The organism is Bradyrhizobium sp. CCBAU 11361 (assembly GCF_028128935.1).
GTDB classification, from domain to species: Bacteria; Pseudomonadota; Alphaproteobacteria; order Rhizobiales; family Xanthobacteraceae; genus Bradyrhizobium; species Bradyrhizobium niftali.
This window is the reverse complement of sequence record NZ_LBJZ01000199.1, coordinates 1-16,441: the sequence shown is the minus strand read 5'-3', so window position 1 is coordinate 16,441 and position 16,441 is coordinate 1. Positions and strand designations below refer to the sequence as shown.

Sequence of the window (16,441 nt, the reverse complement as noted above, 5' to 3'; positions counted from 1 at the left end):
CACGACGGTCTCGGTCACTGATAGCACGAGGCATTTCACAGCTTATCCCCCGCTGGTGACACCGAACGACGCTTGTGCAATCGCCTGTTGAGCGGATCGACGGGGATCGGCGCGAAGTTCAATCGCTCTGCGCCAGTCGGGTCGCGGGTGATGAGAAGCTGATATCCGGGCAATGCTTGACGACGGACGATCTCGCGCACGTCGTAAGCAAAATGTTTGAGCGGCGAGAGGCTGCCTGACTTGGCATGCAAGTGCACAAGATCGAAGCTCCAGCCGCCATGCTGACGGCCTCCATGCTTGCGTACCAGGCGATACAGCCAGCGCTCCAATCCGCCCGTCAGATCGAAATAGGCGCGGTCGATGGTTAGTACCAGTGCTTCATCGAGCACACCCATATAGAACCAGTCGGGTATTACGAGCTCTAGCCCACGTGGGCGCCTGTGGACGTCTGCTGTCTCTTTCCATTCGTTGATCCAGGAAAAGCGATGCGCTCGTCGTTCTGTTGGCTGGCGGATTGAGGTCAAGACCGTGGTCGATTGCAGCCGATCGAGTGCAGCTTTGAGGCGATCGTAGTCGCGCATGCTGGTACCGCGCCCCACGAAGGTGAGGATCTGGTACGGTGTGACCGCCATCAGTCGGGATGTCTTTAGGCCGGCGTCGCGGGCCTCGACAATTTGCGAGGCAGCCCAGATCAGAACGTCGGCATCCCAGATGGTCGCCATGCCGTGCTCCGGCACAGCCTCAACCCGGATCGCGATCGTCCCGGTACGAAAATCGATTGGCACAACGCGCTTTGATTTTGCCAACGAGAAGAACGGGTATGCCATCAGATCTTGCGCGTCGCGCGGCGCGAGATCGCCGGGAAGTGCACGGAAGAGGTCGAGTTGATCGCGCTCTGACTTGGGCTGTTTATGCGAGGAGAAGTTGTCGTCCGACATGAGTTAGCGCCGCTCCTTGCCCGCATACGGAATTGGTGCGTGTCGCTTTGCCGGCAACACCGATCCGTTGCCGGGATCGCTGGTCGACGTCTTCGCACCGCGGTCAACCCACGCTTTCAGATCCTCAAGGGCGTAGACGACACGACCGCCGAGCTTCCGGTAGGTCGGGCCCGTGCCATAGGTGCGATGCTTTTCGAGCGTGCGCCCGGACAGGCCGAGAAAGCGTGCAGCTTCTGGAGTTCGCAAGTAGCGCGGCGGTAAGCCGGCGTTTGGATCGGGCATCGTGGGGTCTCCGTGACCGTCTGGAGCGCCGCCGAGTTCAGCTGCGCGGCGCCGGTCACGATGGCGCAGTAGAAGCGCTTGGGGGGATGCCGAAGATGACGGGATGATTTTCGGCACCCCCAACTTCATTCCTTGCAACATGGTGATAGAGCAAGGCGGCCGATCCCCGCTCGGCACACGCGATCGGGGGTTCCAGCGCGAGCAAATTGCATCGCGGTGACGGGAACGGCCTCGAAGAGCGCATTCAAACGCAGGATTTAGGCGCGGACACGCGGCTAGGCCGTAAATTCCCATATTGGGGCGAACTTTACCGCCCGACTCAGATATCCAATTCGCGCCACGCACGCGGCGGTTATTTTAGAATTGCCAGCCCCAGGCAGCGTCCAGTTGCCGTGGTTAGATTCCGGGACCAGCAATATCGTCCATCAATAAGGCACCTCCACGTGGCGACTTTCGGCGTGGGATTGCCTGCATCTAGAATGATGCTGGACAGCTTCAGACGAAGTATTGGAGCCGCTAGCCATCATGAGCGCCGTTAGCTCTCGAAGGCGATGAAGGCGCCGCAAATCGACGCGATACTCAGTCCCCACGAGATTGAACGCAAGCGATGAGTTCCGCCTCAGACCGACCACCCCCGATTCATAGGCATACGAATCCTCGTGCCAAAGCAACTATACGCGGACCACCTGTTATATGGGTGTCCTGAAAACACGCGGAGCCATGATCGTCGTGGCGGCAGCGTTCGCCGGATGCCGCGTTTCGCGGCTAAAATCACGGGCTAGCAATGCTTGGGGGGAACGGATGATTTTTCGCACCCCCGACCTACTTTTTGCGAGACGCTGGACGGAGCAACGCGTGATAACCCCCGCACATCAGCTCAAGGCCGGCCTTTACCAGCCGGATGGTCCGGCTGCGAAGGTCGTGCGTCTTCCAGGCACGGCCCGAGATCAATTGGCTTGCAAGCAACACTTCAGCGATGACCCGGTAAGATGCACCGTCCATGTAGGCGTCCAACGCTCGCAAGGCCAACGCGAGCCTTTGCCGCTGCTATGGCGAAAGCTGATGATAGGGAGGTCCTGGCCGGCGCCCCTGGATGGCAAGCCATAAACGGTGTGAAGCATATGCGCGGATTTCGTAATCCGCACCGAACGGCAGTTCGGCGGAATTCAACGCCCCTGGCTGGGGCGCCTGCGTCAGCCAAAGGTGATGACGCGTTCCGTGAATCCACAAAACGCCATGCCAGCCGTCCGATGCCTTCTTGATACTGCCCGATGGAAGGTCAGCAAGAGCCAGCCAGGTTAGCGCATTGCGCACGACTGGCACTACGCTCGGGAGGGGCCCACAAGATGGTTTGCTCGAAATAGGACCCCTGCGGGTCACGAGCGAAAGCAGACGCCCCATCTCCTCCGGAATTCTGTGTTCACGTCGCCGCCCTTCGACTGAACCTCCCGATAGGCAGCCCGGTAATTGGGACTGCGCCTGAGCGTTTCCCAAGCGAAATCCACCCTCTCCCCTGACTTCATCGCGTGCTCATGAGGTGCATCTGAGCGCCAATCGAATCCCGACATACGACCGATCCCCAAAGAAATTGCGACGCAATGACTATGAAGCCTTCGGTTGTCGCGCAAGTCGCCAACTGATGAAGAATTCTGCAGGCGGCCCCAAACCCCAAAGCGAAGACCATAGGCTGCGATGACTTGAGAGCATATGATTTGCCGCTCGGCCCTGCTAATAGCTCAAGAAAGAGCCCTGCCGAGCAGCTCAGGCGGGGCCGGAGGTCGTCAAGAAGTTCTTGCGCGCCCGCGACCAGAGCAGTGTGTAGCCTTCGCAGGGTTCGTCGTCGAACAGGTTCACCTAGATCCGCATCGTGAGGTCATCGAGCTTAAGCGAAAGCTAATCGCCGCCATCCTCGGAGCGGTCTGATCAGGCTTCCACGATCTCGCTCTATGTGGTGCACCACATAAAGCCGACCACGTGGAGTAGAGCACTGTGCGGGGCTACGTTCTCAGAGCTGACCGCATAATGGCGAGAGTGGGAGACCGCGGCGCTCGCGCGGGGCGGCCGCATTAGTGGTCAGCGCGAGCAGACCAGGGCATGGCCGTCATCGACCGCGACGAAGTTGGCGTAGATCAGCGCCGGGACGAACGCTCGTCAAGTTTCACGAAGTGACGGACGGTGTTGCCCTCGGAATTTCGTTGCCACGCGGGCACCTACCTCGACGTTGCGGGCCATCACGCGCAAGTTCGGAGCAGCGCGAAGCGTTCCGCCGGCACTACAATTCAAAGGCGTCGACCTCCTCGTCCGGGAATTTCTCGGCGTCCAGCTCCAGCCTGTTCTTTGCCTCTCCCAGTTCCCATATGATCAGCACGTAGTCTTCGAACGTACTCGACGAGCTGATGTGCGTCTTAATCAGCTTCCGAAGTTCGTGCCTGAACTGATATTTGCTGACGGTCATTCGCGTTTCCTAGCGTTGCTGGGTTCACGCAGGAGATCCAAATTCTCGAGCTGGCGAGCCGAAACGTTTGGTGAAGGTGAGGAACTGCAAGCAATATCGCGGTTGGTGCCAAGAACAGTCAGTGCCAAGGCAACAGTTGCAGAGATCCCGGCCGCGATCCGGCCGTACTCAATTGAGTTGGCCCGAGCCTTGTCCCGCCAAAAACGCATAAGAGAAGATGACTTCATTGCAATTCCATTTTCCGGCTCGCGACCCGCAGCGGATTCCGTTTGACCGCTCCCGCCACTCATTCGCCTAGCTAGGCCGAGTGCCATCCATCCCGAAAAGGTACCGGATGCTCGCTCATCCGAGGTTGAGAGATAACTCAAGATTGCTCCCTGTTAGAAGTTGACCAATGCCGTACAACACAGACAACGCAACAATCATAGCGTAGAGATAGGCCGCAAGTTGAGGCCAGAAATCACCGTCACGGTGGAACATTAGCGCCTCATATGTCACCGCGCTTCCGACTAGAAACTAAGCCCCCCATCGAGCACACGGCGGGGCTGCTCCCTGCCGACCAAAGCCTAGGAGCCACGCGGCTGGGAAACCGCGCGCTACAATGCAACTTTGTTTTCCGCTGGCTTGTAATCGGCGGGTCGCTTTCGGAGACTCACGAGCGTCCCGATTTTCAGTCCTTTGCGCTCTTTACGACGTTGCGTAAGACGATTTCAGAAAGCTGCACAACCTGCTGTTTGAGAAAAGCAATAAGCTGTGTGAGACGACAAATCTCTTGCTTGCAGCGCTCCAGCTCGAGCTGTTCGTCTGTCATTGCCGATCCTTCATGGCGATTCGTACTTGCCGTCATGGTTCACGTAGCCCCCTTGTCCGAGAAGAACTCACACTGATGCGTTCTGCGAACTCCTTTTCGAACACGAATTGCGCCGGCTCGCCGTGTTCACCTTCGAGAAAGCCCTTCGCCACCAATAGCTCGCGGGAATCGCGCACTAGGGCCGGGCTGCCACATATCATGGCGCGGTCATGCTGCGGATCCATTTCAGGCAGCTCGATTTCTGTAAACAGCTTGCCTGACGCGATCAGATCGGTGATTCGTCCGCGGTTGTAGAAGCGATCGCGCGTCACGGTCGGATAATAGATCAGCTGGTAGCGCACAAAGTCGCCGACCAGCTCGTCGCTCGGCAGTCTTTCCGTGATTATCTCGCCATAGGCGAGGTCCGCGACGCGGCGACAGCCATGCAGCAGCACGACATACTGGAATCGCAGATAGGTCCCGGGATCCTGAATCACACTCAGGAACGGCGCGAGGCCGGTGCCGGTACCGATCAGATAGAGATTGCGCCCGTCATCGAGATTAGCGATGACCAGCGTCCCCGTCGCCTCGCGACTGACGAGGATCTCGTCACCTTTCCTCAGACGCTGCAGACGCGAGGTTAGGAGATCATCCGGCATTTTGATCGAGAAGAATTCCAGCCGGTCCTCGTAATGGGCGCTGGCGAGGCTGTGGGCCCGCAGTAGCGGCTTCTCGTCGACATTCAGCCCGATCACGGCGAATTCGCCGCTACGGAAGCGGAACGACGGATCCCGGGTCGTGGTGAAGCTGAAGAGATTGTCGGTCCAGTGATGGACCCTGAGCACGCTTTCCTGGTTGAAATTGCTCATCCCACCGCTCGCAGCAAAAGTTGGAGCATGATGCGGGCGCCGGTTTTGGAAAAGATCGGGCCCAAACGGACCCTCGATTGACGAGAACGCGAACGTAACCAGAGCGTTCGTTTTAAGCGAAGGCAAGGACGAGCAGGCCCGAGCAGAGCAGCACGAAGCCGGCCGAGGTCAGAGCCAGGAAGCTGCCGGAGACAAGGTCATGATTCCGCATAAAACCACCTTGATGGCGCAACGCGCAAAGTGCGATATGAACCCTAGCCAAATAGACGATCTATTAAAGAAAAATGTCAGTACGTAACGCACAAAGCGCCGTTATTTCTGTCGCCGCGATCGCAATGCTTCACGTTCGTCCGTTTCCATCGGGCTGAGAGGCGAATTAAATGGCTCATCGCTTGGAGGAGTTCGGGATGGATGCCGAAGTGTAAACGCCGCAGTGCGGGGATCCCTCCGAAAAGCTGGAGGCGGTGGAAGCGGTCATTCCGCCGGAGCTGCGCCGCGGACGGTTTCGCTTGGCGCGCGCGGGAGTCGAGGCGGCAGACCTTCTGACGCGACCCGCCGGATCAGCCGGGAGCCTCGCTAAGACATTTGACCGATTGCGGCCGAGTATCGGAAGGGTTGGAGAAATGAGGACCCCGCCCGACTGGGTCGGGCGAGGCCTGTGGGGCGGGAAGCTCACTCGCCGTTCTTGCGCGGCCGCGACCAGAGCAGGGTGTAACCTTCGCCGCCTTCGTCGTCGAACAGGTTCGCGTAGATCGGGGCGGTGAACGAGGGATCGTCGAGTTTGAGCGAGAGGTAGTCGCGGCCCTCTTCGGAGCGCTTCGCCCAGGCGGCCCCGATCTCGGCTCGGCCCACGTAGATGCGGTGGCTCGGAGCGTTGTCGTTCGATCGGTTAGCCTCGGTGACAATACGAACGCCCTTTGCCTGCAAGCTCAGGGTGATGATCTCGCCCTGGAAATCGTTACCGACCTTCTTGAAAGAACCGATGTTAGCCATGTCACTTCTCCTGTTGTGTTTCGAGCCCGCGACCACCGCGGCCTCGATGGCGATCTAAAGGCCGAGGACGATCGGCGACGCACCCGCTTTGAGGGCCGGAGCGAAGCGGAGGACGTCGTTGCGGCGACTTTCTTGCCTCGCGAGGAATGGGCGAAGCCCAGGGGAAGAAAGTCGCAACAACGGCGTTGCGGCTCAGACGATCGAGGCGAAGCCGGTCTTCGGCCAGATCGAGCCATCAACGAGGCCACGTGCGTCCGCGTGCTGAACCGCAATTTCAAGGAGATGACTTGGCGTATCTCGGCTTTGCTGAACAAGAGGTTCGATTGATAGGGCGCAGGAAGAGAAACAATCTGCTGCAAAGGGCGGTATCGTCTCCGACCGACCGATCAAGGCCAGCCCCCCGCTACCGCGACCATGTGCCCGTCAAAGTCGGCGTGGCTTGGTGGAGGCACTTCAGGGAAGGCGGCGACTATCTCTCGCTCAAACTCGAAAGAATTCTCGTTCAATGCGCCGATCTATGTGAACCTGCTCGATCAGGAAGAGGGTAACCGATCATCTCTTTGGCATAGTGGCCGTAAGAACTGGTTGTGAGTGCTTCACCTCGCCAGCCGGCTCGAACGGGCGGGTTTCGGCCAAAGCATTCAACCGTCCCCATGCGGTGCAGCAAGCGGAAACTGCGCCCACGCAAGCGAAGACCTCACGCCAGCCCGGCGAAGGCACGCCGATGTGGGACACAGCGAACGCCACCTGATAGCCGGCGACGGCGGCGGGAGCGGTGAATGCGACCGCGATCACGATGCGCAAGGTCAGGGATCGGCTAGCAGCGAGAGTGACCTGACTAAGGACAACGGTGAATGCGCCACTGGCGATCCCGACAAGCAGCGCACCGACTACGCCAGCGCCGCCGCGGAAGGCCGTCATCCCGATATTCATCGCGACGAAAAACGGAAGGGCATACACCGCGATCGCAAAGATCAGCCAGCAGAGCAGACCAACGCCGATGGCATTGAGAGCAAGCCCAAGGGCAAGCATGGTGGTGGCTCCATGTGCATAGGATTAAGGATTGCGCCTTCCACCACCACCACGGCGCATCTTCATACATGAAACCGAAACGAGGCGGAGTTGCGGCGTATGCAATTCCGCTTTGACGCCTTGGAGACCAGAAGACGGCGCTCACGCGCCGCCAAACTTCCAGACGGGGATGCCGAGGCGCTTCGCCTTGTCAGCGAGGTTGTCCTGAATTCCCGTGCCCGGGAAGTGCATGACGCCGATCGGCAGGAGTTCGAGCATGGCGTCATTGCGCTTGAAGGGGGCCGCCTTGGCGTGCTTTGTCCAGTCAGGCTTGAAGGCGATCTGAGGCACTTTGCGGTGGGTCGCCCATTTGGAGGCAATCAGTTCGGCTCCTGCCGGAGAGCCGCCGTGGAGCAAAACCATGTCTGAATGCTTGGCGTAAACCTTGTCGAGGCGATCCCAAATCAGGTGATGGTCGTTGAAGTCGAGCCCACCGGTGAGTGCGATCTTTGGTCCCGGTGGCAACATGACTTCAGTCTCGGCGCGACGCTTGGCTGCGATGAAGTCGCGGGAGTCGATTATGGCCGCGGTTAGCGTGCGGTGGTTTACCAGCGATCCCGATCGGGGGCGCCAGGTTGAACCGGTGTGGGTCTCAAAGCGCTCGATGGCCTGGTCGCGGAAGACCTCGAGGCAGCTGCGGCGCTCGATCAAAGTGATGCCTTCGGCCGTTAGGCGCTCGAGTTCGACCGATCGGACTTCGGAGCCGTTCTGCTCGCGCTGGCTTTTCTGCTGCGCCTGTTCGTTATCGTCGAGATGGCGTTCGATGCGGTCGACGGCCCGGTGGAACAGATTGACGGTCGACCAGAGCAGATCGTCAAGATCTGGCTCGAGCCGTGTGTCGCTCAACGTCGCGACGAGGGCATCGAAGATATCGGCGACGGCGCCGGTGATGATCTTGCCCTCGGGAAGCGGCCGTGGATCAGGCTCGTTGTCGAAGGGTCGGTAGCCGAACAGCTGTAGTTCGGTGAGGACGTTATCGGTCGGAGATACGGCGTGCGGCGGTTCGATGTCGTCGTGGTCGGCCATTTGAGGAGTTCCTTTGCCGGATCGGCCGCGCCCGTCGCGGCCTTGGTGGCGATCACTCAGACGGCGGGCGGAACGGGCCAGAACCCGAAGGGCCGAAGCGACAGCGGAGGATGGCGGAGACCGGCTATTTTGCCTCGCGATGCAAAGCGCGCTAGCCAGATGGCGGGTTTGTCTTCTCATCGCCGGCGCGCGGCGGAAAATAGCCGGGCGTAGCCATTGCCGGCCCGGTCCCGGTTGCCGTCCGATCGCCCTCTAGAAGGCCGAGGTCGCGTCCTCTTCTGGCAATGGCCTCGTTATGACCGACCTATCAACGTCGATCGAAGCACCGGCCTATTCTGCGACTACCGTCGACGAATGCAGGAAGCGGACGACGTCCTCTGGTACGAGTTGAAGCCGCAACGCTGCTCGGAGAGTCTCGAGACCGAAGATGTGCAGGTCTTCGTTGAAATCTCCCAGCCGGGGCGACAACGCGATCGCTTCAACACCGACGGCTTCTGCACGCTGGCTAAGAGTAGCCTGCACGGCATCTCCGGCGGCATCAGCGTCGCGGGCGATATAGAGCCGACGCAGGCCAGACGGCAGCATCAGGGCTGCAAGGTGACTGGCCGAAAGCGCGGCTGCCATCGGCAACGTCGGCAGCACGTAACGCAGCGACAGCATGGTCTCGAGACCCTCGCCGGCGACGAGCACGTCGTCCACCGCGCCAAATCGAACGGCATTGCCGAGCAAGTCGCCCATAGCCCGTCGTGGAGTATCGATTGGGGCCTTGCCGAGCCGCACGCGATCAAATCCGTCTGGGTCGAGCCAAGTGCGGTGCACGCCGGAGATCCGCCCATCGAGGTCCGTGACGCCAGCTATCATCGCCGGCCAGGTCTCGGTCGGCAAATGCTCGCCCGGTCGGTAGTAGCAACGTGGGTGGAAGCGCAGACTGCCGCCATGGTGGATGCGGGCTATTCCGCGGCGCCGCAAATACGTCTCGACCACCGTGCCTTCGATCGGGCTAGAGATCGCAAAGAGCCGACGGGCGGCTTCCTGCGATCCGACCGGCGCAGGCGAACGAATGGGTTTCGAGGCCAGCTGCTGCTCGGGACGAGGCAGCCTCAGAAACCGCCGCGCCTCCTCGGCGACCTCGCGGAAGTCTCGCAAGGCCAGGCTTTCGCGGATGATGTCGAGGAGGTCGCCATGTTCGCCGGTCGCAGCGTCAGTCCACTTGCCGGCGGGACCCTTCGGCGATTCCTGGAGCCGCACGAACATCGAGCGGCCCGGCGTGTTGTGGACGTCGCCGACCACCCAGTACCGCCCCGCTCGCTTGCCATTGGAGAGATAGTGTCGGCACACTGCCTCGGCCTCGCGCGCGAGGCGGCGTGCCAGTTCGGAGGCGTCGGGTGACATCACGCGGCCTCCCGCTCACTGACGCGCGCGACCGGATAGGTGTCAAGCACCTTTGTCAGGATCCCGACGCCGCTTGCGTCCGTGGGCACGAACATCCGCAGCTTCCAGGAGATGATCTCTCCAAAGAGGCCGTAAGCGCGGAGGCGATCGCGCATCGTGTCGTTGAATCCCGACAGTTCGATGCGGCATGCGCCCATCACCCGGACGCGGCGAAGCTGGAGCCCCTCTGCGAGGTCGAGGACGGTACGTCCCTCCATCACCGCAGCAAAGGCAGCGTCCGGCGCCAGCGTAGGCGCGTCCGCCGAGACGACGTTTACGACCCACGCGGCAGAAACCTTGATGATGCGTTCGCCCGCATCGGTCTGGAGCCGATAGACACGGGTAGATTCGTTCGGCAATCGTTTCCAGATGGGTAACAGCAAGCCGGCCACGACATGGATCGTGCTTTCCGTGAACTCAGGCACCTCGGCAAGCTCCGCCAGCCAGGCCGCGGCAAAACGTTCGCGATCCGCTTCAACCCAATGGCTCTCCACCATCATGTTCAAAGAGACCTGGTGCTGCTCCATAGGCCGGATCAGGCGGACGCGGCGCTCGATCTCGCCGTCGTCGAGCATGATGCTCGGGGCCGGAACCTGCACTGCGGCCCGTGCCGACCGCTCGTTGATCAGCAGGACAGCAGGATTGGAAAGACGAGCAACGGCGTCATCCAAACCAACAGGATGGTTGCGCTGGCGCTGCGTGATGCTGAGCAGCCGTGTCTCGGCGCCTGTGCGCGGATGGACATAGATCGTCCGCCGCCCGCTGACGACAAAGCTTTCAGCGCGGAGCGTTTCCAGCCCGAGGTCATAGGTGCCAGATGCGACCGCGCCCTCGATTCGAGCGGTCAAGAGCTGCTCGAAGGCGGTGAAGAGGACATTCTGTAGGTCGATGGTGAGCGCCAACAACCTGTTCAGGAATGTCGTGATAGGCGGCAGGTCATCCCTGAGCCCATTGGCATCCGTCAGCTTCAGGCCGGTGGCATCCTCGAACCGTTCGAGCGAGCATCCGTCGACCTTGCCTCGGACGAGCAACGTATAGAGTTGACGCAACGCATCCCGCCCGTACTGGCTTTCGAGGTTGTCCTCGGGCCGAAACAGCCCCTGCCCTCCGGTCTGGCGCTGGCCGCGCGTAATGGCGCCCAACGTGTCGAGCCGGCGCGCGATGGTGCTGACGAAGCGCTTTTCGGCCTTCACGTCTGTCGCGATGGGGCGAAACAGCGGCGGCTGCGCCTGATTGGTCCGGTTTGTCCGGCCGAGCCCCTGGATCGCGGCATCCGCCTTCCATCCGGACTCGAGCAGGTAGTGAACCCGCAAACGCCGATTCCGGGCAGAGAGTTCGGCATGGTAGCTCCTCCCCGTGCCGCCCGCGTCGGAGAACACCAGGATACGCTTGACGTCGTCCATGAAGGCCGATGTCTCGGCGAGATTTGCCGAACCGGCTCGATTTTCGACCACAATTCGGCCGCCCTTGCGAATGATACGGCGCGAGCGGCCGGTCACCTCGGCGACCATGTCGGTGCCGAAGCGCTGCACGATTTGATCCAGCGCGCCGGGTACCGGAGGCAGCGAGGCGAGTTTCTCGATGAGGCGGCCGCGTCGTGCGACGGCCTCCCGGCTCTCAACCGGCTGGCCATCGCGATAAACGGGCCGAGAGCAGAGGTTGCCCTCAGAGTCCGTGAACGTTTCGTAGAGCTGGATCGGGAAGGAGTGGGCGAGATAGTCGAGCACATACTCGCGCGGGGTGATATCGACCTGGACGTCACCCCAGTCTTCGGTCGGGATCTCGGCGAGCCGGCGCTCCATCAGCGCTTCGCCCGTTGAAACAATTTGGATAACGGCGGCATGGCCGGCGTCGAGATCGCGGTCGATCGATCGGATGAGCGACGGCGTCTTCATCGAGGTCAGCAGATGACCGAAGAAGCGCTGTTTGGCGCTCTCGAAGGCGGATCGGGCCGCGGACTTTGCCTGCCCGTTCAGCGTTCCGGCTTCGCCGGTGATGTTGGCGGCCCGCATCGCCGCGTCGAGGTTGTTATGGATGATGCTGAACGCATCTGCATAGGCGTCGTAGATGCGAACCTGCTCCGGTGTAAGCTTGTGTTCGACGAGCTCGTACGCGACGCCCTCATACGACAATGAGCGGGCAGCGTAGAGACCGAGCGCCTTGAGGTCGCGCGCCAGCACCTCCATCGCCGCGACCCCACCATCCTCGATTGCCTCGACGAACGCGGCACGTGTGGCGAACGGGAAATCGGCGCCGCCCCAAAGACCGAGGCGTTGCGCATAAGCGAGGTTGTGGACGGTGGTGGCGCCCGTCGCTGATACATAAACCACGCGAGCGTTCGGCAAGGCGTACTGGAGCCTTAGGCCCGCGCGCCCCTGCTGGGAGGCCGCCTGGTCACCGCGCTCGCCCTTGCCGCCGACCGCGTTCTGCATGGCATGGCTCTCGTCGAAGACGATCACTCCGTCGAAGTCGGAGTCCAACCATTCAATGATCTGCCTGACACGCGAAAGCTTCTCGCCACGCTCGTCGGTGCGCAGCGTAGCGTAGGTGGTAAATAGGACGCCTTCCGAAAGCCGGATCGGGGCGCCCTGGCGAAACCGGGACAGAGGCGTTACAAGCAGCCGCTCCATGCCGAGCGCTGACCAGTCGCGCTGGGCATCTTCGATCAGCTTGTCGGATTTGCTGATCCAGACCGCACGGCGGCGGCCCTTGAGCCAATTGTCGAGCAGGATCCCGGCGACCTGCCGTCCCTTGCCCGCGCCAGTGCCGTCGCCCAAGAACCAGCCGCGACGAAAGCGGACGGCATTCTCTGCGTCATCGCGCGCGGCAGCTACAACATCAAACGTCGCGTCGACCGTCCAGGAGCCCGCGAGAAATTCGGAATGCGCCTCGCCGGCATAAATGACGCTCTCGATCTGGGCGTCCGACAGAACTCCGTCTGCCACCAGACTTGAAGGCAGGTGCGGACGGTAGGACGGCTTTGGTGGCGCAACGGAAGCCATCGCCGCGGACTGCACAAGCTTGGTCGGATGTGCACATGATGCAGGAATACGGATCGACTGCAGTCCATATTCCTCATAAAGCGCATCGGTGAATCGAGCGCCCTCCGGCGGCGACCATTCGACCGTCTCGTATATGAGTTCAGCGCCATTTGGCGCTGCGCTTTCCGAAGTGGACGACAGGCGTGATGCAGAAGCGCCGGCCGATCGGGACATTGCAGGGTGGCTAGTGGCGTTGGCCACGACCGGCGCGGCGGCGGGCAGCCTCGGCGGCACATGCAAGGTTACCCAATTGAGCAAGGTGGCGACATCACCGGCCATGCCTTGCGAGGCGGCAAAAGCCTTCGGATCAGCGGCGGGCAACTTATCGATAACGAGCAGCCTCGTGTCCGTCTGAGTGCCGTGCTTGGCGTAGACGGCGCCGTCGATCGCGGCAGAAAACACGACCCGTCCGCGCTCCTGGAGGCGAACAAAGGCCTCTAGCCACGCCGGGTTATCCGGCGCAAGGCCTGCGCCAGCGATGGCGACGAGGCGTCCACCGTCGCAAAGACGCGCGAGCGCCGAAGCGATGTGCCGGAAAGCCGCGTCCGCCATCCGCCGATCGACGTTCGCCACCGCGGAGAACGGCGGGTTCATCAGAACGACGGTCGGCACGACGTTCGCGTCGAGGTGATCATCGATCTGCGCGGCGTCGAACCGCGTGACCTCAACATTGGCGAACAAATGATCCAGCAGCGCCGCGCGGCCTTCGGCCAACTCGTTCAACATCAGAGAGCCGCCGGCGAGTTCGGCAAGGATGGTGAGCAAGCCGGTCCCCGCGGAGGGCTCCAGAACGCGGTCGGCAGGCGTAATACCGGCTGCGGTGCATGCGACCAGCCCCAGCGAGATCGGCGTCGAGAATTGCTGGAACGCCTGACTGTCCTCGGAACGCCTCGTATGGGTCGGCAGACAGCTCGCGATTTTCGCGAGCATTGGCAGCATCGCGGCCGTCGAGCCGGCCTTGGCGCGCATAGCCGGACCGAACTTGCGAAGGAATAGAACGGTTGCCGCCTCGCAGACGTCATAGGCGGTCTTCCAGTTCCAGGCGCCGGCCGCGTCCGAGGCGCCGAAGGCAGCCTCCATGGCGCTACGCAGGACGGCGGCATCGATGCGACGGCCGCTTTCCAGATCGGTTAGGAGCCGTCGGGCGGCCTTGAGGGCGGCAGAGGTGAGAGTAGCAGCGGCACGCATCGAGAGCGGCGCGGCGGCAGCGCCGCCGGCGAGAGATTCGGTCATGACAGGATTTCTCGGGAGAGCAGGAACGGGTCGAACCATCAGGCGCTCTCCTTTGACCCGACGGCTCAAACCCTTCCCGGCCCAACTCTCCCTCTCAGCCCTCGCCCATAAGAATGGGGACCGGCGCTGCACACCGGTCCCCAAGCAACTGCGGGATGGCCAGGCCATCCCGCTCTATGATGTCACTCAGCCGCGTCGAGCTGTTGCGGGTCATCCTCGCCCGCATTCTCCCGATCCTCATCGTCGGCGCGGAATTCGGGCAGAGGGCTGGCTTCACTCTCCTGCTCGACCGACGACACGCTGGAATCGACGAGACGCAGCGGTTCCGGCAGCCAGCCCGAGCCATCGAGAAGCCGCTCGGCCTCCTTGGCCATGTCGGTCTTCTTCAGGTGGTCGATCAGTTGCGCGGAAGACTCGCCTCTTGCTTCCCGCACCGCCTCCAGAATGCGAGGCTTGGTGATCCGGCCGAGGTAGTTGTCGACGGTGGGGCGCCAGCCGGCCTGCACCATGTCGAGCCCGACCGCGCGCGCCAGCACATCGGCCTGATCAAGACGCGTTTGGACGCCGTGGGCGGAGACACGGCCCTGATTGTAGCGGTTTGCTGGCTCATAGACGGCGTTGACCGCAAATGACGCACAGTGAGCGAACAGGGATGCTTGCGCGTCACCATCGAGAGCTGTGAGCGCATCCCAGAGATCGTTCTCGCCCTTCGGCAATCGTGCTTTCCAGGACTCGTGCCGAACCTGAACGGCCTTCGCGGACGCGCTTTCCCTCAGCCCGGGGGCTTGAGCGGGAAACGTCGGCGTGCGAAGTCCGATCTCAAGAGAGCTTCCAGAAGACGAGAACCGGTAAAATGCGGTCAGCACGAAGTTGTGCAATACCGCCTGGAACGCGATGGCGGGATTTTCTGCCAGTGCATCGCGTAACGCCCGCGTACGATGCGCCGTCAGCTCGGTGATCAATCGATCCGGCAATGGTCTCGTCACATCGTCATCATCCTCGTCGGCTTCGACCGGCGCACCTGCCACCGAAACCACCGTACGCTTTACTGAATCACTGGCCTCGCGTCCCTCGGTTGATGACGTATCGGTGCCCTGGCCGACGTCAGGATCGGTTGCCGGCAGGTCGTCCTCTGGCCGGACGTAACCCCGGTCTACCGAGAGGCGTCCTTCGGAATCGACACTGACGAATACGCCAGCTCGGGCAATCTCCGCGGGATCGTAGAGCACCGACCGCTCTTCGAACGCCATTAGCGCCGTCTCGATCTCGCCGAGACGCTGGTCGACCTGATCGGGGAGCTCATCTGCATCCTGGTAGTGGGATTCAAGCTTGGCCTGTTCGGCGTTCAGCGCGTCATTGGTGACCTGCTCCTCAGGGGAGAGGTCGGCAGGTTTGCCCTCCAGTTCGCGCAGGCCTGTCGTATGGCCGTAGGGGAAATCGACGGCCACGGAAATCCACTTCCACCCCTCGGCGGCAATCGTCTCGGCTTCGGCCTTGAGCCTTTCTGTCACGAGGCGGTCGAGCAAGGGGACATCTTGAAGCCAGCCGCCGTCATCGTGCTCGAAAAGGTCCCGCAAAACGGTGCCGCCGGCCTGCTCGTAAGCGTCCAGTCCGACGAACTGGGCGCGACGGTCGGAAGCGCGCACGGTATTCTCCGTCAGCATCCGCCGGATCTGATATGGCTCGTCGTTGCCGGATCTGCTGACATTATCCCAGACCTGCTCCTGACGCGCCTGGTCGGTCGTGACGGAAAAGGCCATCAACTGCTCGAGCGTCATGCCATCTTCGGCATAGACGTCGTGCAACTTCGGCGACACCGATGCCAGACGCAGGCGCTGCTTGACGATCGCTGGCGAGACGAAGTGCCGCGCGGCGATATCCTCTTCACTCATGCCACCGTCATGCAACACCTTGAACGCTCGGAACTGATCCAGCGGGTGCAGGCCGACCCGCTCGTCATTCTCCGCGAGGGAATCGTCCTCGGCGAGGCCGCCATCCCTGATAACGCAAGGGACAGGTTGCGCCCTCGCCATACGCTTCTGCTTGATCAGCAGTTCGAGCGCGCGGTAGCGGCGTCCACCAGCCGGTACCTCGAACATGCCAGTCTCCTGACCGTCGGCATCGACGACCGCACGAACGCTCAGGCTTTGTAACAACGTGCGCTGAGCGATGCTCTCCGCCAGTTGCTCGATCGAGACGCCAGCCTTCACGCGGCGGACATTGGACTGACTCAAGACTAGGGTCGAGACTCAATTGAGCCAATATGCGACGAGAGCGGCGAGATGAACAGCGGCCAAAAAATTACGGGCGAG

General features: G+C 61.6%; 13 protein-coding genes. All 13 read right to left on the bottom strand.

Annotation, left to right across the window (positions count from 1 at the left end):
* Positions 1-35: 35 nt before the first annotated feature.
* Entirely contained in the window at positions 36-938 is a 903-nt protein-coding gene (locus tag XI08_RS41585; protein WP_271567595.1) for a replication initiator protein A, read from the bottom strand.
* Between the two features lie 3 nt (positions 939-941).
* A complete protein-coding gene (locus XI08_RS41580) occupies positions 942-1,220 on the bottom strand; it encodes a helix-turn-helix transcriptional regulator (RefSeq protein WP_271567594.1) in 279 nt (92 codons plus the stop codon).
* A gap of 822 nt (positions 1,221-2,042) precedes the next feature.
* Positions 2,043-2,222 carry a DUF2285 domain-containing protein gene (locus XI08_RS41575; protein ID WP_271567593.1) on the bottom strand — a complete coding sequence of 60 codons (180 nt, stop codon included), beginning with the start codon at positions 2,220-2,222 and terminating at the stop codon, positions 2,043-2,045.
* A 374-nt stretch (positions 2,223-2,596) separates the two neighbouring features.
* Positions 2,597-2,743, bottom strand: a complete 147-nt coding sequence (locus XI08_RS41570) for a transcriptional regulator domain-containing protein (protein ID WP_271567617.1) — start codon at positions 2,741-2,743, stop codon at positions 2,597-2,599.
* Between the two features lie 749 nt (positions 2,744-3,492).
* Positions 3,493-3,675, bottom strand: coding sequence for a hypothetical protein (locus tag XI08_RS41560; RefSeq protein ID WP_271567592.1), 183 nt, complete (start codon positions 3,673-3,675; stop codon positions 3,493-3,495).
* Between the two features lie 670 nt (positions 3,676-4,345).
* Positions 4,346-4,486, bottom strand: coding sequence for a hypothetical protein (locus XI08_RS41555; RefSeq protein WP_271567591.1), 141 nt, complete (start codon positions 4,484-4,486; stop codon positions 4,346-4,348).
* A 32-nt stretch (positions 4,487-4,518) separates the two neighbouring features.
* Positions 4,519-5,334, bottom strand: coding sequence for a ferredoxin--NADP reductase (locus tag XI08_RS41550; protein ID WP_271567590.1), 816 nt, complete (start codon positions 5,332-5,334; stop codon positions 4,519-4,521).
* Between the two features lie 672 nt (positions 5,335-6,006).
* Positions 6,007-6,327 carry a DUF736 domain-containing protein gene (locus XI08_RS41545; protein WP_271578884.1) on the bottom strand — a complete coding sequence of 107 codons (321 nt, stop codon included), beginning with the start codon at positions 6,325-6,327 and terminating at the stop codon, positions 6,007-6,009.
* A gap of 552 nt (positions 6,328-6,879) precedes the next feature.
* Positions 6,880-7,359, bottom strand: coding sequence for a hypothetical protein (locus XI08_RS41540; RefSeq protein WP_271567588.1), 480 nt, complete (start codon positions 7,357-7,359; stop codon positions 6,880-6,882).
* Between the two features lie 141 nt (positions 7,360-7,500).
* Positions 7,501-8,424: a DUF2493 domain-containing protein gene (locus XI08_RS41535; protein ID WP_271578883.1), complete on the bottom strand. Its 924-nt coding sequence runs from the start codon at positions 8,422-8,424 to the stop codon at positions 7,501-7,503.
* A gap of 330 nt (positions 8,425-8,754) precedes the next feature.
* Entirely contained in the window at positions 8,755-9,816 is a 1,062-nt protein-coding gene (locus tag XI08_RS41530) for a DUF7146 domain-containing protein (RefSeq protein ID WP_271579118.1), read from the bottom strand.
* Positions 9,816-14,129, bottom strand: coding sequence for a strawberry notch-like NTP hydrolase domain-containing protein (locus tag XI08_RS41525; protein WP_271578882.1), 4,314 nt, complete (start codon positions 14,127-14,129; stop codon positions 9,816-9,818). The genes XI08_RS41530 and XI08_RS41525 overlap by 1 nt, the downstream gene beginning before the upstream one ends.
* A gap of 182 nt (positions 14,130-14,311) precedes the next feature.
* Positions 14,312-16,021, bottom strand: a complete 1,710-nt coding sequence (locus XI08_RS41520) for a DNA-binding protein (protein ID WP_442869929.1) — start codon at positions 16,019-16,021, stop codon at positions 14,312-14,314.
* Between the last annotated feature and the right edge of the window lie 420 nt (positions 16,022-16,441).